Here is a 26,772-nt window from a genome sequence, read left to right on the forward strand (position 1 = left end):
TCAGAAGAGCCGCAGCTATTCTTATGTCGCTAACTGAAATATCATATTTTAGTAAACTAACGAGCGAGTAACTGTAACAAGAAAGTCCACTGTAATATTACGATGAATTTTTTTAGATAGTAAAATGTTAAATATTAAATATATCGAATGAAAGAGAATCATAATTTAGTTCCTAAGGGAGAAAAAATAAATGAGAATCGAACATGTAGCTATTTGGGTCAATGACTTGGAAGCCATGAGAGAGTTCTATGAAGCGTACTTTAATTGTAAGTCAAACGATAAGTATCATAATACAGCGAAGAAATTTGAATCATATTTTCTCACTTTTGATTCTGGAGCACGGCTTGAAATTATGCGTAAATCAGATATTGATAAGAAAAAACAAGGTGATATGGTAGGGTGGGCTCATATTGCCATTTCTTTAGGAAGCAGAGAGTCTGTTGATCAAATGACAACAAAATTAAAGAATGATAATTATAGCCTAATTAGTGGGCCGCGCATCACTGGAGATGGGTATTATGAGAGTGTTATTGAGGACCCCGAAGGAAATCTGATTGAGTTGACTGTCTAATACACATCGGTTGAATGTAGTAGGTATCCTTTCTATTGAGTTATCTTCAACATTAAGTTAATAAGCTTACGGAAATCTTCAATTAAAATCATTAATAGTAGCCTCATCCCTACAGCGAAAACTAACATTTTGTAATTGATTGATTTCTTTTATTAAACGAAAAAGTATAAGATCCAATAAGCTGCATATGCAGCTTATTTTATTTGGCTATTAAATGGAAGATGATGTTAAACTAAAGGAAGAAATACTCTATTGAGTAACTGCAGATTTATTAACGTTCGTTTTTGGGAAGGTGGAAAAATAGCTGTGGAATTAGATGAAACGAGAAATGATTTATCAATAAGAGGAAAAAATGGGACCGGATTTTTATTAGCAGCGTTTGTCATTTGGTCCATCATTACGCTAATATTTTTACAATCGATCGAAATACATCAGAAAAACATATATATGTTATTTTCTACAGGTTTAATGTTTCCATTATCAGTTGGAATGTCTACATTCATCAAGGCTGACTGGAAGCTTAAAAATAATCCATTTGGTAATTTAGGACTATATTTAAACCTTGCTCAACTTGTATATTTTCCTATTATTTTCTGGGCAATCATCAAAAGTCCAAATGAAGCTATCTTATTTTTTGCTATTATAACAGGCGCTCACTTTTTTCCGTATGGCTGGTTTTATAACGCTAAACCCTATTATATTATGGCACCAGTGATTTCAGTTGGAGTGCTGTTTCTAGGATTATATTTGAGTGGAGAAAATCTCTGGTTGGTACCATTTTCAATGGCAATCTTTTTGCTCTGTCTCATTTTATGGCTCTACTTAGATTATAAGAGAAAAATTTTAAAAAAGCTTATCTAACGATTGTTTTAGCAGTAGCTAAATTACTTAGTAGATATTAGAGAGAAAGATCGTAAAGAGTAATTTTAGTAGGAAGTGGTGAGGTTAATGGAAATTTTTATCATTTTAATTATTATTTTAGTTGTGGTAGCAAAGGTATCAGAAAAGATCATCAAAAGACAAGATAAACAAATTGAATTACTAGAAGAAATTAAATCAAAATTAGACGAAAACAACAAATATTAAAGATTAAAATAATTTATAGTATCTCGTATACATAGATGGTGAATAATTTTATCTTTTTGTTTTTAAGGAGAATGAACTAATGATAGATCAAGAGTTTTTTCATAACTGGGCAACACTTTTTCTAATTATGTATATCGTCTTTGACCTCATTCGCAATAGAAAGAAGGAGCGTTCATTAGTAATGAGGCTGGTGTTTTACAGTTTTATTTATTACATGATTAATGTAGTGAAATTAACACTACTTCCAATCATGTTTATACCGTTTGCAGTGTCCGTTCAGTTAGTTCCTTTTTATTTTGTTGTTGAATCTATTAATATTGGGTATATTCCCAGAGCATACATAGAAAATTTTATCTTACTCTTGCCTTTTGGACTCTATTTACCATTATTATTTGAACGTTTTAGAAAACTAAAGCTAACTATTATTACAGCGTTTTTATTAAGCTTGTCAATAGAGACAATACAATTATTGATGGGTTTAACTTTTGGTTCGCATAGAACATTTAATGTTGATGACATGATTCTAAACACGTCAGGCACATTAATTGGCTACTTGTTTTATAAAATTTGGTTTATTTTAATTGAAAAATATAAGAGTCGTTTTCTACGAAAATAACGCCATTGTTAGAGGCCGATTTTAGTTGATGGAAATGAATGGTTAAAATGAATTAAATCAAAGTTTTTATCGAGCTTGCCTCATGCCTGCCCCTAGTGCTTTAAAACACTGGAGGCAGGCATATTTACTATGATTAAACGTGTATATTTTTATGTGAATGAGAGTCATTTGGATATTTATGTTAAAATTAATGGGAGGAAAATACAAACTTTATGATGCTAATGAAGAAGAGGAGTAGGAAGTTATGAAACATTTAACTTTTAAAAAACTTAACAATGAATTAAGTGAACTAGTAAACCTTTATACAAAAAATAGTTGGAATTTTCACGCTGATCCTAGACCTTCAGAAGACGAGATAATAAAGCGGTATAAAACTGGATGGTTTGAAGATGATAAAGAAACATTTTGGATAGAAGAAAATAAGGCAAAGGTAGGGTTGATCATTTTAAGTGATATTTCTGATACTATGCCTTTACTATTCGACGTAAGATTATCTAATGAAGCACGTGGCATGGGATATGGAGAACAAGCAGTCAAATGGGCTGCTGATTATATTTTTTCTTGCTCAATTGAAAAAATTAGGATTGAGGCATATACTCGCCACGATAATTATGCAATGCGAAAAGTATTTTATAAATGTAACTTTCAAAAAGAAGGTTATCTACGGGAGTCTTGGGAAAATGACGATGGCTCAGTAGAAGATGCACTTATTTATGCGACGATCAGAAAGGACTGGGAACGAGGAAAGAAGACCCCAATAAAGTTAGACGATGTTCCATTTTAATTTGTATTTTGAAGTTGTTGTACTTAAATGGGAGGAGATAGCAAACTAAACTTTGATTGCTCCATTTAGGATTAAGGAGTGGTGGAATGATAAAGATAAGATTAGCTCGTATAAAGGATTTACAAAGAATACTTTACATATTGAATGAAACCACTTTTGTATTAAAACAAAAGGGAATGAACCAATGGAATGATCCTTGGGATGAGAACAAAATTACTGACCAAATAATAAATAATAATTCTTATGTTTTCATTTTAAATAACGAAATAGTAGGAACGTTTTGCATACATAAAATAAATAATATTAATGAGTTATCAGTTGAACCAGAGAGTAAATATCTATCACAAATTGCAATGCTACCAACGTATCAAGGAAGAAACCTTGGTAGCAAAATAACGGACTATGCTTGTTCTTTAGTAAGAGGATTAAATAAAAGTCTCTATTTAGACTGTTGGTCAGGAAATAAAAAACTAAAAGAGTTTTATACAAATAGTGGATTGGAATATATCGGTGATTTTCCCGAAGAAGATTATTTTATTAGTATTTTTAGATATAACTAGAACTTTAATTAGCAAGAAGAGGAACAGCTAATAAGCTGTCGCTGCTATGTGATTACTTAGCATGAAATTAGGAATGGAAATGAAATAAATGGAGTAGGGATGGTGGATGAAAGTGGGAATTGATTTTCATAATAAGGAAAACAGTAAAACTTATACAACCCGACATGCTGATAATTCGTGGATGGAAGAAGTAAGACAACTTTTACCTATGGAGAAAAAACATATGAAAGCATTAGATATTGGTTGTGGTGGAGGGATATATTCAAAAGCATTAGCAGACATGGGCATAGGTTCTGTTAAAGGTGTTGATTTCTCAGAAGTTATGCTTGAAGGTGCAAGAAAAAACTGCAAAGAGTATAAAAATATTTCTTTTATGCATGGAAATGCTTTTGAAACTGGTTTAGACGGTAACGAATATGATTTATTACTTGAAAGGGCATTGATCCATCATATTCAAGATTTAAGTGCTTGTTTTTCAGAAGCATATAGATTATTGAAGCATGATGGTTTTTATATTGTACAAGACCGAACACCCGACGACTGTTTAGTAAAGGGGGATGATACTCATATTAGAGGTTATTTCTTTGAACTCTTTCCGAAATTAGTTAAGAAAGAAACGAGTCGTAGACATAAGAGCAAATCTGTAATTAATATGTTGTATAAAACTGGATTCACGAACATCAAAGAAATTAAATTGTGGGAAATAAGAAACGAGTATGATAATAAAGAGCAGTTGCTAAAAGACTTAAGAGGCAGGACTGGACGAAGTATTTTACATGAATTAGATGATGAAGAGTTAGAACTATTAATAAATCATATTGATAAATCTTTATCAACAAGTACAAACATAGTTGAGAAAGATAGATGGACAATTTGGATGGCGGTAAAATCGGCGGTTATCTGAATGAATGTACATACACGGAAAAGGACGAGACTTTAACAGCAATCATTTTAAACAGACAGGCAATGATATTTTGGAGGGTGGAATAGATGTGTAATAAAACAGGTGGATTTATGGAGGTTAGGTTAGAAAAAGCTACAGATAATGATGCACAATCTATTTTAGATATTCAAGTGAAGGCTTTTTTACCTTTACTGAATAAGTATAAAGATTACGAAACCAACCCAGCTAATGAAACGATTGAAAGGGTAATAACGAGAATAAATAAACCCAATGGTAGTTTTTATAAGATATTAGCTGAAAACAATTTTGTAGGTGCTATCTGTGTAAACTGGAAAGAAGATGTACAGTTTTGGATAAGTCCAATGTTTATTTTACCTGCTTATCAAGGGAAAGGAATAGCTCAGAAGGCGGTAACTTTAATGGAAGAGATGTTCCCACAAGCAACATCATGGGAATTAGCTACTATATTAGAGGAAGAACGAAATTGTTACTTATATGAAAAAATGGGCTTTAACAAAACGGAAGTTAGCAAGAAGTTAAACGATCATACGACTCTTATTTTTTATAAAAAAATATGTTAAAAAACCATTTAAGGCTAACGGGAGATTCCTTGAACGAAGAATCTCCTTTTCTCAAATAAAGGTATTTAATGTTAAAATAGGAAATAAATGATGAATGTTTATTCATCATAGTTGATTAAGGTGATGATATTAAAATGTTAGGAATTATATTTCGCGGTATGGCAATAGGGGTTAGGCTTTAAAGGGAGTTTACTTGAATAAACTTTTAAGAGATCTTTGGGGGAATATTTGTGTCTGATAAAAAATACCACACGGCTTTTGGTGTATATGGAATATGTGTGGAAGATGGAAAGCTATTGGTAATAAATAAGAGCAGTGGTCCTTATATAAATCGATATGACCTTCCTGGAGGAAGTTTAGAAGTCGGGGAAGCCTTATCCTTAGCTGTGAAAAGAGAGTTCTTGGAAGAAACGGGCCTTAAAATCGAAATCGAAAAAAATCTTGGTGTCATTGATTTCAAACTACCTTGGTTGTGGAGAGATTTTACGGATGTGCATCATATTGCAGTTTACTATTCTGTCAAAAAAACTGGCGGTGAGTTATGCATCCCTGATTCATTCGAAGGTCAAGATTCACTTGGTGCAACATGGGTATCAGAAAAATATGTATCGTTAGACAATGCTTCACCTCTTGTTTTAAAAGCTTTTGAATGGTTAAGAACCAAAAATTTAGGTGTTGACGCTGTAAATTATGATGATTGGAATGTCTTAAAATAAGTAGTTACATTATTGTGTGCTAACGGAGAATATTCGTTCAATAAGAGATGCAGTTTTCTAGTTAGATCACTCAAAAGCACCTATATATTTGAATGAAAGTATGAAGCGATCTGTGCAAATAAAATCAAACTTATAAACTAGCACAAAACGAAAATAACGGAGTGGTTCATTTGAAAAGCATTTATGTTATCAGGCATTGTGAGGCAGAGGGACAGCCTCCTGAAGCGGCACTAACTGAAAAAGGTTTTAAACAGGCAATTGAATTAGCTACTTTTTTTAACAATGTTAAAATTGAACGAATCATTTCAAGCCCATATAAACGTGCTATCCAAACCATACAACCACTAGCAAAGCAGTTAAATGTTGAGATAGAAATAAATAGTCAATTAAAAGAACGGGTACTAAGCGCAGATCATCTACCAGATTGGTTTGAAAAATTAAGAACAACATTTGAAGATTTCGATTTAAAATTTAAAGGTGGCGAGTCTAGCCAAGAAGCGGTAATCCGAATAATGGAAGTTATTGAAAATGTTTTTAATAGTGATTTTGAAAGTACAACAATTGTGACACATGGAAATTTAATGTCGTTATTATTAAACAATTATAACCAGGAATTTGGTTTTGATGAATGGTCAAAGCTAAGTAACCCTGACGTATATCTTATAAAATTAAATAACAATGAAATTACTTTAGAACGGGTTTGGAATTGGAGGGGCTAATAAATGAAATTTTATAAGTTTGATAAAGAAATTGGAAAAGAGGTTACTCATTTTGATTCTAATTTTATTATGTCTCAAATCGTAAAAACGGAAAAAACTGCTCAAATCGGTTGTATGCATTTAGAAGCAAATGGAGTTATTGGCTTTCATAAAGCTGTTGTTTCTCAATTACTTCTTATTGTTGCTGGCGAAGGGTGGGTGCGAAGTGATGACACTTCTAAAACACCTGTCAAAACAGGTGAGGCTATCTATTGGGAAAAAGGAGAAGGACACGAAACGACCACTAATACAGGGCTTACTGCAATAGTAATAGAATCAGAAGAACTAAATCCATCTGAGTTTATGTATTAATTGAAATTAAACCAGGTCAACTTCATCAACAAAATAATAATTTACAAACTGTTTTTTTATGGAGTTCATCAGTGATTTATCAATTTATATATAAGTCCTTCTGAATTGATTTAATAGGGAAAATAATCAAAATTTTTGGGTTTTTATTTTATATTTATATAGATTTAAAGGGGGAAATAGAATTGATAAAAGTGATTAAGTTGTTATTCTTTTCATTAGTGGTAATGTTTTTTTTAAGTGGGTGTAATTTAAATGATAACCATGTAAATAATGATATGTTTCAATTTAAAGATTCGTTTGTAGGGGATAACAGTGCCGTCGTAAACATTGCTAATCAATTACCAGGTGCAGAGCATTTAAACAGTTTTGAACTTAAAACAAACGAAGAACCGTATGGCATCATCCTAAATTATGATGGGATAGAATCAGAGCAAGATGACAAAGAATCAGTGATATACAATACCACATTTTTATTTACATTAGTACAAAATGTGGATTGGATCACATTTCATTCCGACTTCAGTGAACATACGATTACGAAAGGAAATTTGCAAGAGTGGTATGGGAAAGAATTAAGTGAAGTCCAAAATGAAGAGGAACTAAGAGAACTAATACAAGAATATATAGCAGACGAAAACAAAATTAATCAGTTATTAAAATAACGGAAGCATTTAAAATGATGAGTTGCAGTTGCAGCTCATTTTTTATGATCAAAACTGGTAAATGATGTTAAACTAAAAGGGTGAAGAGTAGAATGAAAAATAATTGATGGAGGAACATATGGCTGATTATACGAAAGAAATAAGAAAACTAATAGGCACCAGACCTTTTATTTTAGTCGGTTCAACTATTGTAGTTATGAATGAGAATAAAGAGATATTATTTCAGCACCGTTCTGATACAGAAGAATGGGGACTACCAGGTGGAGCAATGGAAATTGGTGAAAGTCTGGAGGAAACAGCTGAACGTGAACTATTTGAAGAGACGGGTCTAAAGGCAAAGACACTAACATTTATAAGAGTTCTGTCTGGTAATGACTTTTACTTTAAATATCCTAATGGTGATGAGGTGTATAACGTAATAAGCGTTTATCTTGCCGAAGGAATTAGCGGAAAGTTAGCAATCAATGATGGTGAAAGTTTGGATTTGAATTATTTTTCAGTAAATAATCTCCCTTCAAACATGGACAGCAGAGCAAAGGTAATTATTGAACTCTTTGGTGCCTGAACCCCAGTATAGGGGTTCAGGCATCTTTTTATTAGGATGATTAAACGTGCAAATTCCTATGTGAAAGAGAGTGATTTGGATATTTATGTTAAAATTGATGGGAGGAAAATACAAAACTTTTGAAGAAAAACACTTAGAATATTGGAGAGCAAATAACCAAAAAACACAAAGGGGGCATAGGTATGATTGGTTGGCTAAATGTTGGGAGTCTCGTGCTTGGACTAATTGCTTGGATCCTTCCCATGGTTAATCTAATGTGGGATAAAAAACAAGAAAATAAAAATTGGGTTTTTTTTGTTTTTATGAGCCTTAGTGCTTGTGCCATTTCACTATGTTTCCATATTCTCTATACCTATCATAAGGTAGCGGTTGAGGATTGGAGTGCTCTTATGGATACAATGTACGCTTTAGCGTTTGCTTCAACAGTTCTTCTTATCGTTACCATTTTGCTAAATGTCATTACTTTGAATGTATATCGTGACAGAATAGCAAAGTAGAATAATATTTTTATACCAGAAAGAATAACTCCGTTTAAGGACTAAAGGGCACGATTTTATCAAAAAAGACAGTCCTTTACTAATAAAGAAGGTTGTTCAATAAGAGGTTTAAATTGAGAGGACTGGTTAAATGGATTACATACAACATTTAAGGTCAATGGTAGGAAACGAAAAGGTTATTATGGTTGTTGCAAGTGCCTTTGTTTTTGATAAAGAAAATCGAGTGTTGATGCAAAAACGTTCTGATAATGGTCAATGGGGATTTCCAGGTGGATTTATGGATTTAGGAGAAAGCGTTCAAGATACTGCTAAAAGAGAAGTTAACGAAGAGACGGGACTTAAATTAGAAGAACTTGAGTTATTTGGGATTTATTCTGGTCCACAACATGACAAGACATTTGATAATGGTGACCAAGTATCGCTAGTTTTAGTATCATTCATTTGCAAACAGTATAGTGGTGAGTTGGTGGAAAGTAACGAAGAGTCCATCCAGAATAAATTTTATTCACTTAAAGAGCTACCAGAGAATATATTCCCCGAACATAATATGCTTATCGAGGACTTATTATCGAAAAAACAACTACCGATTTTAGGATAATGGATGGTTTAGTGAAAACAATAGCGTCTGTTATGGAACTAAAGTGAGCTTCCTATAAATTTAATCCTTAATGAAATAAAATATGCTTCTGACAAGGGGAGGACTTATATGGAAATTAAATCGACGACTTTACAAACAACAAAATTAACTGAAATGAAAGATTTTTATATAAATAAATTAGGATTTACGTTGACGGAAGAAAACGATCACAGCTTTAGTTTCGCTGTCGGTAGTAGTGAATTACAATTTACTTCAAAGGGAGTAACAAGTAATCCTTACTATCATTTTGCCTTCAACATACCATCGAATAAATTTGTTGAAGCTAAAACATGGATAAAGGAGAAAGTTAGCTTAAATTTGGAAGAAGGACAAGATGAGGCTCACTTTACTCATTTACGAGCTCACGCCTTATACTTTGATGATCCATCTGGAAATGTAGTGGAATTTATTTCGAGATATTCAATGAATACGAACCAAACTGAATTATTCTCAATAAAGAGTGTTTTAAATATAAGTGAAATAGGTGTAACGGTAAATGATGTTTCCAGTGCTGCTGAAAGTCTAAATACAGTTGGTGTAACTGAGCGTGATAACGAAGACATAAAGAAAGATAGCCTTAATTTTATGGGAGATAGAACGAAAGGCGTGTTTATCATTTTGAACGAACCTGGTAGAAGGTGGATTTTTTCAGAGAGGATTTCTAAATCCTTCCCTCTTTCCATCACATTGTTCGATAACAGTAAAATAGATATCCATCCGGGAGGGGATTTAAAAGCTTATTAATCCGATGAAATTAAACTCTTGAACATCTAAAATGGAAGGGTTCAAATCCTTTATTCGTGGCGGGGGATCAATAATTGACCGAAAGAACCGTCCCCTTGGTCAGTTATTCAGACGGTAATGGCAGAACTGCTAGGCTGCTCATGAACCTTATTTTGATAAGTCACGGTTATCCGCCGGCTATTGTAAAGGCTGAAAACAGCCAAAGGCTTGAATATTATAAAACACTTGAAACGGCAAGTGTGAAGAAAGAGATGGAACCGTTTATTGACTTGATTATAAGTTGTGTCGATGACAGCCTTAGAAGCTATTTAAATATGATTAAATGAGTCTTTAATTTAAAACAAGGCCCCTTATATTTGGGACTTGTTTTTTGACGTTAAATTAAGATTTTTGAATTCAGCTCCAGTTTTAACTAGAGCTTGTGGGCTCGTTGCTCCCTATTCATTTATTAGGTGTATATTGAATATTGCAGACAGGATTAGCCACTAGTGCAAACTTTTAAGCCACCTAATGCGGCGTAGAGAGCTACTAATAGAACTATTGTTTTATGGAATAGAGCAAAATCCATAACGAAAATGCTTTCTGTTCACTGTAAGTTAAGTCAATGGTGGTTGAGGACTACCGAAATTGCAATGTCTTAGGCAAAGTAGAGTAGCCCTTTTACTGTGTGGCAAATTAAATTGTTTGTCAAAGTTTCTTATTTTTTATTTTACTGATAGTTAATTGCAGCTAATGAATGACATGCTGTTTACTACTTCATACTTTCTGAATAGTCAAAGATATAATAGCATATTTTTTGATTGGAAATGTTATAGTTATTATACAAATTTGATTGACTTTCAATAAGATCAGTCCTCCACAAACGGACCATTTTATTGAATAAATGTGTTAAATTAAGCTATTGCAACCAATAGTTGCTGTGTGGTTGGTGGTGTGCAACCAGTAAATCCAATACGATTACAGTAATCATATTGAAAAAGGAGCGTTGCATTATGTCGTTAGCTTCTAATATTAACAATAAAAGGAAATCTCTAAAGTTATCGCAAGAATATGTAGCTGAACAGTTAGGAGTGAGTCGGCAGGCAGTATCAAAATGGGAAACAAATCAATCAGAACCGTCAACAGACAATCTAATAAAATTGGCTGACTTATTTGATAGTGATATTAAAGAATTAGTTTCTCCAGAGCAATATGTAGAGGAACAAAAAGACGTAGAAATTCGGATTGAAGGAAGTCAAAAAGATATAAAAATGCAAATGGCAGCTGTCTTTGGTCGAATTCTTATGCTGGTCAGTTTCTTAGGTTATGAGGGTGCTTCTTCCAATCAATCTGATATGGGTTCAATGCCTCTTTGGTATTCACAAATGTGGTATGGTGTCCTATTTTTAATCGGAGCAGTCTTAACATTCGTAGGATCAAGGGATTACTTTAGTAGAAAATCCGGATCGAAAAAAATAATATGGCTTGATTTGTTATTTGTTTTCTCTTACTTTTTATATGGTATGTTGCCTTTTGAAAGAAGTATAAAGGCATTCGTTACAGGACTTTTTGGTACTGTAATTTTAATTATCAAAAACATTAAATTTTTCATACCGATATGGAGGAAGCCAAGGTAATCAGATCAATAAAATTCTGGATTAATCCTCTTAGGTATATACCGTAATCGGGCGCCTTTGTTACAGATGAAAAGCCTACTTCCTCGCTAAAACTACGTAGGAATTAGGCTTTTTTTCTTTCAGTATCCTTAACGTTGTAAAATACGCGTACTGACGTCAACCATTGGTAAACACATTGACAACAAGTGATAAATATCGTGGCATCGCTGGTAAAAAGACATTGCAGATGTGGAATATTCTTATGGCTGTTATAAATAGTAGCTCTCTATCCGCATATACTGGCTCAGTCGTCCGCAATCAGTGGCTCAAAATTCCGAATAGCTGGCTTATTTATCCGCAATACTCATATATATGCACTTTTCAACTTTCAATCTTCAAAAAGTAAATATTATCGAACCACTGTACTTAATAAAATAGAAGTTAAGTAGTTCCATCTTTTCATTTGGGTATGATTTAACATGCGAATTACTTTATGAATAAGAGTCATTTGGATATTTATGTTAAAATAGGTAGGAGAAAAATACAAAGTTTGTGAGGTAACTAATTAAACTTTTTAAGAATATTGCTTTATAAACTAATTGAGTTTTAAAGCAAGGTTTGCGAACTGATACAAGTTAAAATTAATTTGAGAGGTGAATTTATGAAGGTAAGAAGAGCGAATTTATCTGATGCAAAAGGAATAGCCAAAGTACATGTTGACAGTTGGCGAACGACCTATAAGAACATCATCCCAGATGAATTCTTAAATAATTTATCCTATGAAAGACGTGAAAAATTATGGATGAAAAACATTCCTGAAGGCAATGTTTTTGTAGCGGAAAATAATGATGGTGATTTAGTCGGGTTTTCCTCTGGAGGAAAAGAACGTAATGGAAAATACGAAGGATATGAAGGGGAACTAAGTTCAATTTATATCCTAAAAGAGTTTCAAGGCCGAGGTATAGGTAAGTTGCTGGCAAAAGAAGTCGTTCAAGATTTAAAAAGTTTAGGTATAAACACAATGCTCGTTCTAGTTTTGGAAGATAATAAATCTAGATTATTCTATGACTCTTTAGGAGGTAAGGTAATAGATATTGTTGATGTAGAAATTGCTGGTAAAAGGCTTAATGAACTAGTGTATGGATGGGATAATATAAATGATTTATTTTGAAGTTAGTAGTAAATTCTATACTTTTATTAAATGATACGATTATGGAATTGTGCAGGATTATTATCTACCCATATTCAAGTAAAGCTTAGAAGATTAAAGAATAAAGGGTACTATGTTGAGGTGATAAAATGTCAATAAAAGGACTTAATCATTTTTTATTTTCAGTTTCTAATTTAGAAGATTCTATTGAATTTTATAAAAATGTATTTGATGCTAAATTGTTAGTAAAAGGTAAAAACATAGCCTACTTTGATTTAGATGGGATGTGGCTTGCTCTCAATGTTGAGAAAGATATTCCGCGTAATGAAATAATCCAATCCTATACCCACATAGCATTCTCCATTGAAGAAAATAAATTTGATGAAATATACGAGAAACTAAGGAGATGGAATGTAAACATCTTATCAGGTCGTCCAAGAGATGAAAAAGATAAAAAGTCCATATATTTTACGGACCCAGATGGTCATAAATTTGAATTTCATACAGGTACACTGCAAGATAGATTGGATTACTACAAACAAGAGAAAACACATATGGAGTTTTTCGATTAAAAGGATTTCAAAAAAGAAATTTCGATTGTGAAAGAAGATTCACTGCTATTGTGTAGATACTTCAGTTGATAGAGGTTTCATTCACATAAATTCTTTAATTGATTAAGGTGTTTCGTGTAGTTGAATTACCGGATAGCAGTACTTCAAAAAGCTGAGAAAGTTGTTAAGTGTTAATTGGGAGTTCACTAATAATGAAACATATCGTTATAGTTTAAATGATAGGAAAGAGGAAAAGTTATGGGTGAACAAGAAAAATTAAAGATTTTTGATGAAAATAGAATCCAAATAGGAGTTGCTTCTCGAAGTGATGTACATAAGGTTGGATATTGGCATGAAGTTTTTCATTGTTGGTTTATCTCCAAAGATCAAGAAAATGATTATATCTATTTACAGCTTCGTAGTAAAAATAAAAAAGATTACCCTAACCTGTTAGATATTACTGCTGCTGGACATTTACTAGCCGATGAAACTATAAAAGATGGTGTAAGAGAAATTAAAGAAGAAATAGGAATAGATGTCACTTTTGAGGATTTAGTAAAGTTAGGTGAAATCGATTATTGTGTTGTGAAAGAAAATTTCATTGATAAAGAATTGGCAAACGTTTTTTTATTTAGGAGCGAGAATACCTTTGATGACTTTGTCCTTCAAGAGGAAGAAGTTTCAGGAATAGTAAAAGCTAAATTTACTGATTTTGCTAAACTTTGGCTTTCTGAAACAGATGAAATAGAAGTTAATGGATTTGAAATAAATAATGATGGAAATAAGCTTATTATAAAAGAAAACGTCACCAGAGATAAATTTGTACCACATCAAATGTCTTTTTATAAAGAAGTTATTCAAAAGATGCATGAACATATAAAGTAGAACTACCAAAAGAGTTAGTAAACAAGTTAGGAGGAGTTTAATATTAAGTTGAAAATAATTCAGACAATTATTGTGGGGATTGCCATACTATCGTTTATATTATCAGTAGTTATAGAGTCTAATATAAGTATTTATATTGGCATGATTTTATTAGCCGTTTCGTTAATCATTAATCAGAAACGTCTTGGGAAATACACGTATATACTGGGGAATCCAGACAGAAGGCATGAAGGTTTTCCATCCGAAGGAACTACGATTATGAATGAATCATACACCTTAGATAAACGGAGTAATAAAAGGAAGGCAAAAGAGAAGAAACAATAGGTTCAAATATCGTTTTTTTAAGGGAGAGGTTTTGTGGATTTAAATATATTGGCATCAGATATAGCAAAAATTTATGAAAGAAATCCAAAAGTTGAAGCTGTTTTATTAGGTGGTTCTGTATCAAGGAACTGGAATGATAACTATTCAGATATTGAAATCTTTGTTTTTTGGAAGGAGTCCCCAACAGATATAGATAGGGTAACTCCAATTGTGAAATTAAAAGGGGATATCATCGATTTTCACCCTTACGAAGATGAGGAATGGTCAGAAACGTATATAACTCAAGGAGTAAAGCTGGAAATAAGTAATTTTCTAACGGTTACAATGAACAAAGTAATAGATGATGTTACATTGTCTTTTGATACAAATTTAGATAAGCAATGTATAGCGGCTACAGTTCATCATGGTGTTTCGCTTAGTGGCGATCTTGTCATTAAAAGAATGAAAGAAAAAGTTAATAAATATCCGAATGAATTAAGTGTAGCAATGATCAAACAAAATATTCAATTAGGTAACAGGTGGAATAATCGTGAGGCTTTGCTCAATCGTAAAGATTGGTTAATGCTTTATAAAGGAATGGTGGATGTTCAAACAAATATAATGGGAATGTTGTTTGGTTTAAATCGCCAATACGTTCATCACCCTGCGTTTAAGTGGCAAAAACAAACACTAGAATCAATGATGATTGCCCCAGAAAATATAGGTAAACGTTTAGAATCGATTTTTCTAGATGACCCAGCCATTTCCATAAAAGAATTAGAAATAATGATTCAAGATGTATATGAACTCATACAAATGGAACATCCTCAAATTGATTTATCAGTAGTTATAGGTAAATCATTATTTTTGAGACCGAGTAATGAGCTCGGAGAATAGTTTGGAAGCAGAGTGAAATAAGTAGAAGGGAGAGTAAACTATGGGATCAGGGATTGATTTTAGAATAGCAACAGAACAAGACTTAGATAAAATCGTTGAAATGCTTGCTGATGATGTTTTAGGAAGTAAGAGGGAGAGATATGAGCAGCCCCTTCCAGATAGTTACACAAAAGCGTTTCAAGCTATTATATCTGATCCAAATAATGAATTAGTCGTCGCATACCAAGGAGATGAAATTATTGGCGTTGAACAAATTACCTTCACTCCTTATCTAACACATCAGGGCGGTTGGAGAGCTACCATTGAAGGTGTCAGAACTACTTCATCTTCACGTAGTAAAGGCATAGGGACTGAATTAATAAGATGGGCTATTAAACGTGCAAAAGAACGTGGCTGTCATTTAGTTCAACTTACTACAGATAAAGAGCGACCTGATGCTTTGAGGTTTTATGAAAAATTAGGTTTCAAGGCAACACATGAAGGCTTGAAATTAAAACTTTAATATTATGGCTGAACTATAACGAAGTGTAATTGATGAGATCCATGAAGCTGCATATGCAGCTTTTTTCTTGCATTGGCTGAAATGCTAAAGCTCTCTTGTTTTAATTGATGAATTTATACGTGCACTAAGTTGACTTATGAAACGATAACATTTTAGTTTTGATGTGATGAATGAAAAGCGAGGAACGGAGAATAGGAATGTTTATACAAATAAGTAATTGTAAACTATACGCCAGACTAGTTGGTGAAAATAATGGAAATCCAACTATTGTAATGGATGCTGGATATGGGGATTATTCACAGGTGTGGGATACAGTAATATCAGAAATTTCAATGCTCTCTAATGTCCTCATTTATGATAGAGCAGGACTTGGGAAGAGCGAATCAAGTTCTAACTCAAGAACAAGTCGTGAAATGATAAAAGAATTAATAGAACTTCTTAATGAAGCGAGGATAGAACCGCCGTACATACTGGTAGGTCATTCATTTGGAGGAGTTAATACACGAATGTATGCAACGGAATATCCTAATGAAGTGTGTGGACTTATATTGATTGATTCTACGCCTGAAGATTATACAGAAAGATTTCTCCCCACTATGCCAAATGAGTTTCAACGAGCATACAACAAACAATTTGTTTTCGAAGGTAATTATAATGAATTTATGCAAAGTTTAAAACAACTAAAAGAATCAAGAAGGAAATTAAATGTTCCACTAATTGTTCTTTCAGCAGGCAAAAAAGCTCATTATTCAGAGGAATCACAAATGTTGTGGAATGAAATGCAGAAAGAAATTTGTGAAATATCCTCAAATAGCGAGTTCATAATTGCTGAAAATAGTACCCATTATATACAGGATGATGAACCAGAAACCGTAATTAGAGCAATAAAAACTTTGATAGATAGAGTTAAAGAATAGATTTTATTAAATGTATATAAATAAACGGGGGACGTAAGTGGGATAATTGTTGCTACTGTTGTGGTAGTGGGGAGAAGAGTTTTCAAGTAACTATTTCATTTAGGAGACAGTTTATGAATATAATTTTTTTGCTGTGATACATATTTTGATAGGGTTAGGTTTCATATATTTTTTTGGTGAATTGCATTTGTAATTGTATTCTTGACGATGAATTTTATTTATTTTTCATCTGTATTATCTGGTGTTTTATTATAGTGGAGGAAGTCGTAGCGTCTGTTATGGCACTAACGGGTAAGAAAAATTAAAATGGAGGGTTACTGTGATTAAGTCAGTCAAAGGACAATTTATTGTAACTATAATTACCGCGGTTCTGTTTATTTTTCATATTTTAGTTAACGTAATTGAGTTGAGCAGATTTATTGATATTCTCTTTTATTTTATTATGGTCTTTGCTGTTTATAATGCGGGGTTATTAACGCAGAAGTATATTGAAACAAATAAAGCAATGAAGAAAGTATAAACCCACAATCAGGCTTTGAATGCTAATGAAAGAAAATGATAATAGAAATGGATGATAAAATGAGACAGTATACGTTTAAGCCATAATATATTGCAAATTTTATTGGATTTATAGCAGCAATGGTACTTCTTATAGGGAAAATAACTATCCTACATATGTAAGCGACCTGAACGTCAATCAACATCGCGTTCAAGTCATTTTAATATAGCTTATGATTGATTGCATTTAAATCTATAAACCCAGTCATTGCCGAACAGGAACCGTCCCCATTCATCATCACCCATTCATCATTCCTTATCTAAAAACGGGCTGTTAATATAGTGATAGACACCAGCCATAAAAATTGCTCCGCCGATAATATTTCCGACTGTGACGGGAATCAAGTTGCGTATCATTCCTTCGATCGAGATGGCATCTGGACTATCTAAGACGAGTGCAATCGCAAATGTACACATATTGGCGATACTATGTTCATAGCCAGAAATGAAAAAACAAAAGACAAAGAAAATCATCGCTGCCATTTTTGCAATATCCTCTTTCATGGAAAGAGGAACGAAAAAGGCAAGGCAGATTAGCCAGTTACATAGAATCGCCCGAAAAAACAATTCCATTACAGGAGCTGTCATTTTCTGCTCGGTCACTGTAAGCAAAAAGGCATTCACTTCGGGTTCGTTAAACAATCCGGTCGTGTAAATTAAAAAAGCAAACGTCACGGCTCCAAGAATATTACCGATGTACGTGTACATCCACAGTTTGCCGACTACGATCCATTTCATCTTTTTCCGGATAGCTGCGTACGTGTGATAAAAGGTATCGCCGGTAAACAAGTCCGCTCCGCCGTAAGCAATTAAAATGATTGCGACACTAAAGGAAATCCCCGCCATTGGATACGTCCAAGGGGATTGTTCTATATAAAAGAAGCTTCCTGTCCGAAAGGCGACGATGACGCCAAAACCAATAAACATACTGGCAAGCATGGCCCTGATCAAGTAACGCACTTTTCCTGTATTAAAGATTTTTTCTTTTTTGAGCGCTAGTTTTTCGACCTGCTCAAGAGAATTCATTTCCATATGTTTTCTTCCTTTCGAGTGGCTGCTCATTTCACTATACGCCTCCGTTTCGGAAAAGAAAACAGTATTTTTCGATGAAAACGCATCCAATTTAGAAGGTAGAATTTGAAGGCGGTTCCATTGAGGGAAATGCTTATTGGGACCTCTCATCAGGTGTGAGATAGAGCTTTTCTTGGCTCCGCTCCTCCTGGCTCATTCTATCCGCAATACTCAATTATCCTACATATATAAATGAACTGAACGTCAATCATCAACGCTGTTCAAGTCGTTTTAGTATAGCTTTTGATCGATCACTTTTAAATCTATACACCCAGTCAATGCCGAACGAGAACCGTCCCCATTCACCACCCATTAACCCTCATTCATCCAAATTGGAACATTTCTTCATTGACATTGAAGGGTCTGGTTATTATGATGTGGAGCATGAACACAGCTTTTTATCATTCAGGTTTGGAGAATGGTATAGCTATTTTGATCAAGCGGACCTTGATCCGGAGCTGATGGCCGTCTACTTTTATTGCCACCATCTCTCGCTCATAGGTGGAGGGCTAAAGCTCTTGCATAGAGGTTTTCCAGACAAGGCGTTCGCGAAGCTGCTTGCGAAGTTTCATACGAACCGAGCGCTGGCATTTTTGTGATAAGGGGGGACGGAAGCTAATGAATGTCATTCCTTTTTTTATCGGAATCGTATTTATTATGTTGCACTTAATGGCAAATAAACTTTTGCCTACGGAACGAATGAAACAAATAGTGTGGTTTTCATTTTCAGGTGGTTTAGCAGTCTCTTATGTGTTCGTTTACCTTTTGCCGACCCTTCACCAGGAACAGGTAAATATTGCGGATAAATATAGAGCGCTTGCCATGGAGTCAGAAATATATTTCATCGGTTTATTAGGTGTTGTGATTTTCGTTGGAATACAGTTAATCGTCAGACGAAATATTGTGTCCCATACGTCTTCGTTTTGGGTAGCTGTTGCCTTCTATACCTTTTATAACGCGTTAATTTCATTTACGGTGCTTTCCGTTGATGTGTCCGGTGTACAAGCCGTATTTTACAGTTTTGCTATTGGTCTTCACATTATCGCTGTTGCCCACGATATGTATCGCGAGTTCCCGGATGAATACAGTCATAAGGGAAGATATATACTGGCCGGGGGCATCGTTGTCGGGTGGATATTTGCTCTGACACTGGAGCTTAATCCTTTAATAAAAGCTATCGTCTTTGCTTTTATCTCTGGTGCAATGATCTTCAATGTATTTAAAAATGAGCTGCCGAACGACAAGGAGATTCATTATCCGACTTTCGTGATTGGAGTGTTTTCATATACAGCGATCACGATGTCACTTAAGTTTTTCTTTGAGTGGTAAGCTTCCAAGGGGGATTATTCTATAAACTTGTCCTTCGAAAGGCGACGATGAGGACAAACCAATAAACATATTGGCAAGCATGGCTTTTATCAAGTAACGGATTTTTACTGTATAAAAAAATTTTGCACGTCTATCTTACATATGTAATTAAAGACCTAAACGGCAATCATCGCAGCCGTTCAGGTCTTTTTTATTTAGCTTCTGATAGATCACTTTTAAATTTATACACCCAGTGAATGCCGAACGAGAACCGTCCCCGTTCACCACTTCATTCCTGTATATATATAAATAGCATCTCTAAGAAATTCTGCGGTACCTTCTTGTTCTTTATCATAGTGAGCTTTAAATCGCTCATCGTCCACATACATTTGAGCTAAACCGGCATTTGCTTCCTTGCTATAGTCAGACCAGTAATAACTCACCCATTGCTTATGCAATTCAGCTGCCTTTTGAGCAATTTCACTTGAAGGATTTCCAGTTTTAAATGCGTCCGTTAACGTTTTTTGAATTTGTTCATCTAGTCTTGTTACGTTTTCATATTCTTCCTGGTTCATCTTTTGAAGTTTAGCATTTGACTGAGAAATAGTGTCATTTCCATATTTTTCACGAATTTCTTTTCCATATTTATGCTCATTTTCTTCAATCGCTTTTTGTTTAAATCCTTCAAACTTTTCTTTGTCTGACATAATAATTCTCCCTTCATTTTTGTTAATTGTTTTATTAACATTAGCTATTAACAAATCTAGTTGCTCTCGCTTATCTAATAGTTTAGAACGGTGTTTCCTTAATGCATGTGTAGTATCGAAGCTTGGTTCATCAAGTATTTGTACTATCCGTTCCAGTTCTAAACCTAGCTCTTTATAAAAAAGAATTTGTTGCAGTTTATCAACTTCCAATTCCCCGTATATTCGGTATCCAGATGAATTAATTCTAGCAGGTTTTAGAAGTCCAATTTCATCATAATACCTTAATGTACGAGTGCTAACACCAGCTAATGCCCCAAGTTTCTTAACGGTATATTCCATGATTTCACCTCCTGATAACTTAACTTTACACCTTTCCGTAGCGTTAATGTAAATAGCTAAAAAAGATATTTTAATGGTAATTCAATGATAAGGATTGGAAAATGTCCATATGTTTACGGAGAGAGCTATAGAAAGAAGCCATCTATCTATTGCAACAATGAAAACACGAAACAATGAGTATCTATTTACAACTCAGTGGAAAGACAAGAAGCAAAAGTCCCCATTCACCACCCATTCCCCATTAAATAGGGTATATTTCCATTAATTAAACAGTTATTTGGAAATTGATGTTACACTAAAGGGGAGAAAATGAACGAATAACAGAGGGAAATTCCAGTCCAGTTTAGAAGATGAATTGTCTGAAACTGTTATTATTATTGAAGAATTGCAGAGGGAAAATGAAAGCGAGCTAATGGAAATAAATTACGAAATAATATTTATTGCTTATTGCGATAAAACTGCGTGAATGGATTTATTACATTTATTTCATTTAAAGAACTTGTAAATGCCGAATGGGAACCGTCCCCATTCACCACATTCACCACCATTCACCAACTAAAAATTTATAGAAGAGGGTGTCGAACGTGAGTGATAAATGGCTAGAATGGGCAAAGAGAATTCAATCCCTATCACAATCAGGGTTATCGTTTTCTAAAGATATGTATGATATAGAAAGGTACGAAGAGCTTCGAAATATAAGTGCTGAGATCATGGAGCAATATACAGGATTAGAAATGGAAAAAATAACGGAATTGTTTATGAATGAAACAGGTTATCAAACGCCAAAAGTAGATATTCGTGGAGCTGTTTTTAATGACGACAAAATCTTAATGGTACGAGAAAAAATTGATGATAAGTGGTCATTACCTGGGGGCTTTTGTGATATTGGTTTATCACCTTCTGAAAATATAATAAAAGAGGTAAAAGAGGAATCAGGATATGATGTAGCCGCCAAAAAATTAGTTGCGTTGTTAGATTTAAATAAGCATTCTCATCCACCTCAACCTTATCATTATTACAAAATATTTATTCAATGCGAATTAATAGGAGGACAAGCAGAGTCTGGATTGGAAACGAAAGATGTAAGGTTTTTTTCTGAAAAGAATCTCCCTAAACTATCAACTGGTAGAAATACAGAAGAACAGATCATTATGCTGTTTGATTTTCTAAGAAATCCAAATAAAGTAACCGTTTTCGATTAGTTATAGTCTTGGTATTTTTTAACAATTGGTAGCGGCTGATCATCTTTGATGGCAATAACGGTTCGTTTCATTGAACCAGCAAGGAAATAATAAGTCGAAATAAAAGGAGACTATGAATGCTAAAACCAAAAAGGCTTAAAAAAGGTTCCAAAATAGCAATCATTTCACCATCAAACGGGTTAGCATCTTTGTTTCCAGAAATATACGAGCTTGGACTAAAAAACATGGAAGAAATTTTGGGCTTTACTATTGTTGAAATGCCAACAGCAAGGATGTCTCCAGAGGACTTATATGAAAATCCACAGATTCGAGCAAACGATATTAATAAATGTTTTGCAGACGATAGCATAGATGGGATGATAACGACCATTGGCGGTTATGAATCAGTAAGAATTTTACCGTTTTTAGATACAGATATGATCATGAACAACCCGAAATTTATTATGGGTTTCTCAGATGCAACAACCTTTTTGACTTATTTGAATAAATTTGGATTAATAACTTTTTATGGACCATCCGTCATGGCAGGGTTAGCTCAAATGAAAAGTCTTCCTTCTATCTATACGGAACACTTAAAGGCGTTACTATTATTAAATCAATACCCTTACACATATTTCCCATACAAAAAATGGACTAATGGTTATCAGGATTGGAGTAACTTAGAGACTCTTGGAGAGTGTAAAGAGTTTTATGACAATGAAGCAGGTTGGACATTTCTGCAAGGAGAAACGAAAGTTCAAGGGGAATTATGGGGCGGCTGCATCGAGGTATTAGAATTCTTGAAATCAACCAAATATTGGGTTGATGACTCTTCATGGCGTGGAAAAGTTCTATTTTTTGAAACATCAGAAGAAAAACCGTCGCCTATGGAAGTCGGTTATATGCTAAGAAATTATGGAATGCAAGACGTGTTTTCAAAGATAAATGGCGTCATTTTTGGCAGGGCTAAAGACTACTCTGCTGAGGAAAAAAATGAGCTCAATAAAATAATAATTAAAGTAATAAGTGACGAGTTTGGTGAAAGTAAATTGCCAATAGTTACTGATTTTGATTTTGGTCATACAGACCCTAAATTAATTCTGCCTATTGGAGGAAAGGTGGAATTAAATCCTCTAAATAATGAAATTAAACTATTAGAAAATCCATTTGAAGAATAAGGTTTTTTAGAAAAAATAATTACTGAGCAAATGAGTGGAGTTTTGTTGGATGATTATAGTAAAGAAGGAGAGGAAGAATAGATGAATATAAGACTTGCTGAAGCAAAAGATATTAGCCAATTAATTAGCATGAGATGGGATTTTACTATTGAAAACGATGAAAGTAAAAGGAATGCATCATTTGATGATTTTGAAAAAGAATGCCGGTCTTTTTTAGAAAAGGCAATGGCTAGTGATCACTGGTTCATTTGGGTTGGTGAAGAAAATGGAAAAGTTGCATCACATATCTACATAGAATTAATGCATAAAGTACCGCGCCCAGGGAGAAAAACATACCCATTTGCTTATATGACTAATGTATATACTGATCCAGAATTTCGAAACAAGGGTGTCGGAAGTAAAATGCTCCAAACAATAAATAAGTGGATTAAAGAAAATAAGTATGAATTTGTGGTTGTTTGGCCAAGTGATAAGTCTATTAATTATTATAAGAAAAATGGTTACGTCCATTGTACAGAGCCTATGGAATACTTGCCATCTTGAATGAAAGGGAACTCAATGGGAGGCAAAGTAGACAAGTAAAAATAATGTTTAAAGTTCCTAAGTTTCATCAATATATTCTAGTGTCACATATAAAACGACCTGAACGTAAATGAGCACTTTCGTTCAGGTCGTTTTGTGTGCATAATTTTCTCGAATTTCTACATTTCGGCGAGATCAGAATTGTTAAACTCTCTTCGTTCGTTTTTGGATTTGTGCGTGAAAAAGTGAGTTTGTGCGTGAGAATCCCGGTTTGTGCGTGAAAAAGGATGTTTTATGCGTGAAAAATCAAACTTATGCGTGAAGACAGATTTTTATGAAGATAAAGTATCGTTTTACCGGAGAAACTGGACTCCTATGGAGAAGATTCTTCGGTCTATGGAAAAAAAGAGGATCTCTATGGTGAAAAAAAACTGTTCTATTGCTAAATTAAAATCATTATTACTAAATCAGACTCACGATCAGATCCATTAGCCTTCAATTGCCGAACGAGAACCGTCCCCATTCATCAAAAAATACAGGATAAATATCCCTTTGATTAGACAATTATTTGGAAATTAATGTTACACTAGAGGGAGTTTAGTGTAAATTTCTATATTTAAAAAACATGAAATAGTGTTCTTTAATCCTTGCATAGTTATGAATAAAGGCGGTGATTGTGGAGTGATTTATAGAATATTGTTATATATGGCAATACTTATTTTTGTTCTCAATTATTTTGTTCAGCCAACCTTTTTCGATATGGCTCCTGATGATACTGGTTTATTTGTTGGATTGATCTTGTTATGTATTGTTATTGGCCACATATTAAATCGTGAGAAATAATTATTAATCGGACTCGATGAGTATGATTGAAAAAGGGGGAAAAGCAAGTTGAGTAACACGAAAAAAATCTTTGTTTTCATAACGTTTATATCTTTATTAGTAGTTATTGGATTATCTTTGTACGCTTGGATTCAGTTAAAATCTTTTTATCCAGCATCTATTTTAATGTTATTTGTTAATTTATCCATTTTCTTTCATGCACTTAATTTTCGTGATCCTGAAAGTGGGGATAAGAATGAGGAAATGATCCACCATATAAAAAGCCAAAGTGCAAAGATTAGCTATAGCGTCTTAGTGATATCAGCAGGATTAATCTTGTTCATTTCTGAAGGTGTTTATAATTCAAATAACATAGAAAATATACCATTACTTACTGTCGTGGGTCTTTCGATAATCGTACAACCTATCACTGAGTTCTTATATTCAAGAAAAATAAATGGTAAACGTTAGATCAGGAAAGAATTGTCCTTTTGAGGGGCTATGGGGAGTGAAGGCAAATTAATATTTTAATAGAATAATTATTATAAAAATGAGGGAGGAATGGGAAATTCATGTATGATGTTCGACCACAAATCCTGCCAATTATTTGTATTTTTATTGTCGTTATATTTCTGAATGTTCTAAGCGAGTTTTATGGATATTCTTTCACTCTCTTTTTATTTGTCTTACCGCTTTTCATTTTTTTAGGTTCTCTTCGATTTAAATTTAATATTTACGATGACTATCTAGTATATCAAGTTATTATTCTATTCAAGATATCTTTTTTAAAAAAAGAAATTCACCCAACTCAAATAAATCAACTGAAATTTTTCGAAGTAGGTTGGTTTAAAAGAGCTGCTGTTATTAAATTAAAACAAGGGATAAATATTAGATTAGCAATACTGGAGCCAACAGAAGCGAATGACCATCTTCACGAGTTTGCCAAAAAACACAATATAATGGTCGATAAAACAAAAGATTATTTACGATTGGAACGAAGAAACAAATGAGGTGTTGGATTAGTTAGCCTCCGGATAGTGTTAATGGAAAGTCATTCGGATTGTTCTTGCCTCAATTGGAAGTTTAGTGCCCGGTAAACGAATCTATTATAATTGATGATATGGAAAACGAAAACTAATTGAAGGGGGATGAAATATGAGATGATTCCTAAACAATTAATGACTTACATCTTTATTGGCGGTGGGGTTGGTTTATTTTTAGGAGGCTTTTGGAACGGTATAAGTGCAATGGTTTTAATATGGATTGCAATGAGATTGGAATATTTTATTCGTACATATGAGAAAGTGAATTTTGAGCGATAGAAAAAAATTCTATGAGTTATTTTAACCTAGTGCTATATAAAGATAGCATGAAGGGTTAAATATTGTTGTTATGCATAAGGTTAGGTTATTAAATTGATACGAAGGAGGTAGAAGCATGAATAAAGCTAATTTTAAAATTCCCTTTATAATCAGTGTTTTTCTTATACTTAGCATTTTTAGCAATATAGCCTTTAACTTAGAGGCGTTCCGTTTTTTAGTACCTGTTATTATCGTTGCAGTGGGAATTGGAGTAATCGGTGTATATTTATTTGGAAAAGATATGAAGCTACATAAAAATTTGCATTTCATAAGTTATGTCATGACGGTAGGGTTTGCTTTTGTACCAGTTATAGGGGTTTATATGGAAGGTGGCACTCGTTCTTATGGATTTCCTTCACAATGGTTTTTTTATCAAGATATATCTGGCTATGTAAGTTTTAATTTAATTGGCTTTATAGTTAATTATTTCATATTTTATTTCATTCTCCGATTATTAAGTAAATGGGTAGTGAGTTTTTCTCAGAATGGAAAATGGAATGAAGCATAAAGACTTGTGATTTAAGTGGTAATTAATCGGAGCGGTAGTTAGACAAATAAATATGATTATTAAAGGCACGAAGAACATATATTTGTGCCTTTTTGCAATGCAAATTTAACTGAAGTTTGGGTTGGGAAAGGTGTAAATGTATAAATTTGTCTGCGTTTTTCCGTTTTGCGCTTCGGAAGGAAAGCCGATAAAATTGGAAACGGTCTGCTTAAGTTTGCTGTTAGAATGGATGAATCATGATTAAAATAACTCTGAGAAGGCAAGTGTTAAGCGGTTTACTTAATTCCTTTCAACGATTGATCCATTTAATAACCATGCCCAATTCCAATTCGGCGAGATCAGAATTGTTTGACTCTCTTCGTTCGTTTTTTGGATTTGTACGTGAAAAAGTGAGTTTGTGCGTGAGAATGGAAGTTTTATGCGT

The 26,772-nt window shown here is 33.5% G+C and carries 37 protein-coding genes; 35 read left to right on the forward strand and 2 right to left on the reverse strand.

Annotation, left to right across the window (positions count from 1 at the left end):
* Positions 1 to 190 precede the first annotated feature (190 nt).
* The 26 genes from QDN89_RS18185 (at position 191) to QDN89_RS18310 (ending at position 17,313) form a co-directional block, all read left to right on the forward strand.
* Positions 191 to 571 (forward strand): VOC family protein, encoded by a 381-nt coding sequence (locus QDN89_RS18185; protein ID WP_280771594.1) that lies wholly within the window; start codon positions 191 to 193, stop codon positions 569 to 571.
* Between the two features lie 306 nt (positions 572 to 877).
* Positions 878 to 1,432, forward strand: a complete 555-nt coding sequence (locus QDN89_RS18190; RefSeq protein WP_280771595.1) for a DUF7010 family protein — start codon at positions 878 to 880, stop codon at positions 1,430 to 1,432.
* A gap of 78 nt (positions 1,433 to 1,510) precedes the next feature.
* Positions 1,511 to 1,657 (forward strand): hypothetical protein, encoded by a 147-nt coding sequence (locus QDN89_RS18195; protein WP_280771596.1) that lies wholly within the window; start codon positions 1,511 to 1,513, stop codon positions 1,655 to 1,657.
* A 79-nt stretch (positions 1,658 to 1,736) separates the two neighbouring features.
* The gene (locus QDN89_RS18200) at positions 1,737 to 2,273 is read left to right on the forward strand and encodes a VanZ family protein (protein WP_280771597.1); all 537 of its coding nucleotides are present in this window, start codon (positions 1,737 to 1,739) and stop codon (positions 2,271 to 2,273) included.
* A gap of 244 nt (positions 2,274 to 2,517) precedes the next feature.
* Positions 2,518 to 3,057: a GNAT family N-acetyltransferase gene (locus tag QDN89_RS18205; protein WP_280771598.1), complete on the forward strand. Its 540-nt coding sequence runs from the start codon at positions 2,518 to 2,520 to the stop codon at positions 3,055 to 3,057.
* Positions 3,058 to 3,143: 86 nt separating this feature from the next.
* Positions 3,144 to 3,617 carry a GNAT family N-acetyltransferase gene (locus QDN89_RS18210; protein ID WP_280771599.1) on the forward strand — a complete coding sequence of 158 codons (474 nt, stop codon included), beginning with the start codon at positions 3,144 to 3,146 and terminating at the stop codon, positions 3,615 to 3,617.
* Between the two features lie 112 nt (positions 3,618 to 3,729).
* Entirely contained in the window at positions 3,730 to 4,521 is a 792-nt protein-coding gene (locus QDN89_RS18215) for a class I SAM-dependent methyltransferase (protein ID WP_280771712.1), read from the forward strand.
* Positions 4,522 to 4,631: 110 nt separating this feature from the next.
* Complete coding sequence (locus QDN89_RS18220; RefSeq protein ID WP_280771713.1) at positions 4,632 to 5,102, forward strand: GNAT family N-acetyltransferase; 471 nt, start codon at positions 4,632 to 4,634, stop codon at positions 5,100 to 5,102.
* A 230-nt stretch (positions 5,103 to 5,332) separates the two neighbouring features.
* Positions 5,333 to 5,818, forward strand: coding sequence for an NUDIX hydrolase (locus QDN89_RS18225; protein ID WP_280771600.1), 486 nt, complete (start codon positions 5,333 to 5,335; stop codon positions 5,816 to 5,818).
* A gap of 170 nt (positions 5,819 to 5,988) precedes the next feature.
* Positions 5,989 to 6,537 (forward strand): histidine phosphatase family protein, encoded by a 549-nt coding sequence (locus QDN89_RS18230; RefSeq protein WP_280771601.1) that lies wholly within the window; start codon positions 5,989 to 5,991, stop codon positions 6,535 to 6,537.
* A gap of 3 nt (positions 6,538 to 6,540) precedes the next feature.
* Complete coding sequence (locus tag QDN89_RS18235; protein WP_280771602.1) at positions 6,541 to 6,888, forward strand: cupin; 348 nt, start codon at positions 6,541 to 6,543, stop codon at positions 6,886 to 6,888.
* A gap of 191 nt (positions 6,889 to 7,079) precedes the next feature.
* On the forward strand, positions 7,080 to 7,550 hold the full coding sequence (locus QDN89_RS18240; RefSeq protein ID WP_280771714.1) for a DUF4825 domain-containing protein: 471 nt from the start codon (positions 7,080 to 7,082) through the stop codon (positions 7,548 to 7,550).
* Positions 7,551 to 7,668: 118 nt separating this feature from the next.
* Positions 7,669 to 8,115: an NUDIX hydrolase gene (locus tag QDN89_RS18245; RefSeq protein ID WP_280771603.1), complete on the forward strand. Its 447-nt coding sequence runs from the start codon at positions 7,669 to 7,671 to the stop codon at positions 8,113 to 8,115.
* A gap of 182 nt (positions 8,116 to 8,297) precedes the next feature.
* Positions 8,298 to 8,612: a hypothetical protein gene (locus QDN89_RS18250; protein ID WP_280771604.1), complete on the forward strand. Its 315-nt coding sequence runs from the start codon at positions 8,298 to 8,300 to the stop codon at positions 8,610 to 8,612.
* A gap of 130 nt (positions 8,613 to 8,742) precedes the next feature.
* Positions 8,743 to 9,210 (forward strand): NUDIX hydrolase, encoded by a 468-nt coding sequence (locus tag QDN89_RS18255; protein WP_280771605.1) that lies wholly within the window; start codon positions 8,743 to 8,745, stop codon positions 9,208 to 9,210.
* Positions 9,211 to 9,318: 108 nt separating this feature from the next.
* Positions 9,319 to 9,993, forward strand: a complete 675-nt coding sequence (locus tag QDN89_RS18260) for a VOC family protein (protein ID WP_280771606.1) — start codon at positions 9,319 to 9,321, stop codon at positions 9,991 to 9,993.
* A gap of 74 nt (positions 9,994 to 10,067) precedes the next feature.
* Positions 10,068 to 10,319: a Fic family protein gene (locus QDN89_RS18265; RefSeq protein WP_280771607.1), complete on the forward strand. Its 252-nt coding sequence runs from the start codon at positions 10,068 to 10,070 to the stop codon at positions 10,317 to 10,319.
* Between the two features lie 666 nt (positions 10,320 to 10,985).
* The gene (locus QDN89_RS18270) at positions 10,986 to 11,609 is read left to right on the forward strand and encodes a helix-turn-helix domain-containing protein (protein ID WP_280771608.1); all 624 of its coding nucleotides are present in this window, start codon (positions 10,986 to 10,988) and stop codon (positions 11,607 to 11,609) included.
* Between the two features lie 640 nt (positions 11,610 to 12,249).
* The gene (locus tag QDN89_RS18275) at positions 12,250 to 12,759 is read left to right on the forward strand and encodes a GNAT family N-acetyltransferase (protein WP_280771609.1); all 510 of its coding nucleotides are present in this window, start codon (positions 12,250 to 12,252) and stop codon (positions 12,757 to 12,759) included.
* Between the two features lie 128 nt (positions 12,760 to 12,887).
* Complete coding sequence (gene fosM / locus QDN89_RS18280; RefSeq protein ID WP_280771610.1) at positions 12,888 to 13,310, forward strand: FosM family fosfomycin resistance protein; 423 nt, start codon at positions 12,888 to 12,890, stop codon at positions 13,308 to 13,310.
* Positions 13,311 to 13,547: 237 nt separating this feature from the next.
* Positions 13,548 to 14,174 (forward strand): NUDIX hydrolase, encoded by a 627-nt coding sequence (locus tag QDN89_RS18285; RefSeq protein WP_280771611.1) that lies wholly within the window; start codon positions 13,548 to 13,550, stop codon positions 14,172 to 14,174.
* A 48-nt stretch (positions 14,175 to 14,222) separates the two neighbouring features.
* Positions 14,223 to 14,498 carry a hypothetical protein gene (locus QDN89_RS18290; protein WP_280771612.1) on the forward strand — a complete coding sequence of 92 codons (276 nt, stop codon included), beginning with the start codon at positions 14,223 to 14,225 and terminating at the stop codon, positions 14,496 to 14,498.
* A gap of 33 nt (positions 14,499 to 14,531) precedes the next feature.
* A complete protein-coding gene (locus QDN89_RS18295) occupies positions 14,532 to 15,374 on the forward strand; it encodes a DUF4037 domain-containing protein (RefSeq protein ID WP_280771613.1) in 843 nt (280 codons plus the stop codon).
* Positions 15,375 to 15,414: 40 nt separating this feature from the next.
* The gene (locus QDN89_RS18300; RefSeq protein ID WP_280771614.1) at positions 15,415 to 15,876 is read left to right on the forward strand and encodes a GNAT family N-acetyltransferase; all 462 of its coding nucleotides are present in this window, start codon (positions 15,415 to 15,417) and stop codon (positions 15,874 to 15,876) included.
* Between the two features lie 197 nt (positions 15,877 to 16,073).
* Positions 16,074 to 16,793: an alpha/beta fold hydrolase gene (locus QDN89_RS18305; RefSeq protein WP_280771615.1), complete on the forward strand. Its 720-nt coding sequence runs from the start codon at positions 16,074 to 16,076 to the stop codon at positions 16,791 to 16,793.
* Between the two features lie 319 nt (positions 16,794 to 17,112).
* Complete coding sequence (locus QDN89_RS18310; protein ID WP_280771616.1) at positions 17,113 to 17,313, forward strand: hypothetical protein; 201 nt, start codon at positions 17,113 to 17,115, stop codon at positions 17,311 to 17,313.
* Between the two features lie 287 nt (positions 17,314 to 17,600).
* Here QDN89_RS18310 and QDN89_RS18315 read toward each other — a convergent pair whose 3' ends face one another.
* Positions 17,601 to 18,383, reverse strand: a complete 783-nt coding sequence (locus tag QDN89_RS18315; protein ID WP_280771715.1) for a formate/nitrite transporter family protein — start codon at positions 18,381 to 18,383, stop codon at positions 17,601 to 17,603.
* Positions 18,384 to 19,040: 657 nt separating this feature from the next.
* Between QDN89_RS18315 and QDN89_RS18320 the strand changes: the two genes are divergently transcribed.
* Positions 19,041 to 19,751: a hypothetical protein gene (locus tag QDN89_RS18320; protein WP_280771617.1), complete on the forward strand. Its 711-nt coding sequence runs from the start codon at positions 19,041 to 19,043 to the stop codon at positions 19,749 to 19,751.
* Between the two features lie 260 nt (positions 19,752 to 20,011).
* On the opposite strand, the gene QDN89_RS18325 is transcribed toward QDN89_RS18320, so the two are convergent.
* Positions 20,012 to 20,776 carry a MerR family transcriptional regulator gene (locus QDN89_RS18325; protein WP_280771618.1) on the reverse strand — a complete coding sequence of 255 codons (765 nt, stop codon included), beginning with the start codon at positions 20,774 to 20,776 and terminating at the stop codon, positions 20,012 to 20,014.
* 584 nt (positions 20,777 to 21,360) lie between these two features.
* On the opposite strand from QDN89_RS18325, the gene QDN89_RS18330 reads away from it, so the two are divergent.
* From QDN89_RS18330 to QDN89_RS18365, 8 genes are all read left to right on the forward strand, one after another.
* Positions 21,361 to 21,978, forward strand: coding sequence for an NUDIX hydrolase (locus QDN89_RS18330; RefSeq protein WP_280771619.1), 618 nt, complete (start codon positions 21,361 to 21,363; stop codon positions 21,976 to 21,978).
* Positions 21,979 to 22,094: 116 nt separating this feature from the next.
* Entirely contained in the window at positions 22,095 to 23,135 is a 1,041-nt protein-coding gene (locus QDN89_RS18335; RefSeq protein WP_280771620.1) for a S66 family peptidase, read from the forward strand.
* Between the two features lie 81 nt (positions 23,136 to 23,216).
* Positions 23,217 to 23,678, forward strand: coding sequence for a GNAT family N-acetyltransferase (locus tag QDN89_RS18340; RefSeq protein WP_280771621.1), 462 nt, complete (start codon positions 23,217 to 23,219; stop codon positions 23,676 to 23,678).
* 660 nt (positions 23,679 to 24,338) lie between these two features.
* Complete coding sequence (locus QDN89_RS18345; RefSeq protein WP_280771622.1) at positions 24,339 to 24,500, forward strand: hypothetical protein; 162 nt, start codon at positions 24,339 to 24,341, stop codon at positions 24,498 to 24,500.
* A 48-nt stretch (positions 24,501 to 24,548) separates the two neighbouring features.
* On the forward strand, positions 24,549 to 24,950 hold the full coding sequence (locus tag QDN89_RS18350) for a DUF2178 domain-containing protein (protein WP_280771623.1): 402 nt from the start codon (positions 24,549 to 24,551) through the stop codon (positions 24,948 to 24,950).
* Positions 24,951 to 25,051: 101 nt separating this feature from the next.
* On the forward strand, positions 25,052 to 25,489 hold the full coding sequence (locus tag QDN89_RS18355) for a hypothetical protein (protein ID WP_280771624.1): 438 nt from the start codon (positions 25,052 to 25,054) through the stop codon (positions 25,487 to 25,489).
* Positions 25,490 to 25,639: 150 nt separating this feature from the next.
* Positions 25,640 to 25,801, forward strand: coding sequence for a hypothetical protein (locus tag QDN89_RS18360; RefSeq protein ID WP_280771625.1), 162 nt, complete (start codon positions 25,640 to 25,642; stop codon positions 25,799 to 25,801).
* 115 nt (positions 25,802 to 25,916) lie between these two features.
* Complete coding sequence (locus tag QDN89_RS18365) at positions 25,917 to 26,348, forward strand: hypothetical protein (RefSeq protein WP_280771626.1); 432 nt, start codon at positions 25,917 to 25,919, stop codon at positions 26,346 to 26,348.
* Positions 26,349 to 26,772 lie beyond the last annotated feature (424 nt).

Origin of the sequence: Salipaludibacillus daqingensis (genome assembly GCF_029891575.1) — a bacterium.
Lineage (GTDB): Bacteria > Bacillota > Bacilli > Bacillales > Salisediminibacteriaceae > Salipaludibacillus > Salipaludibacillus daqingensis.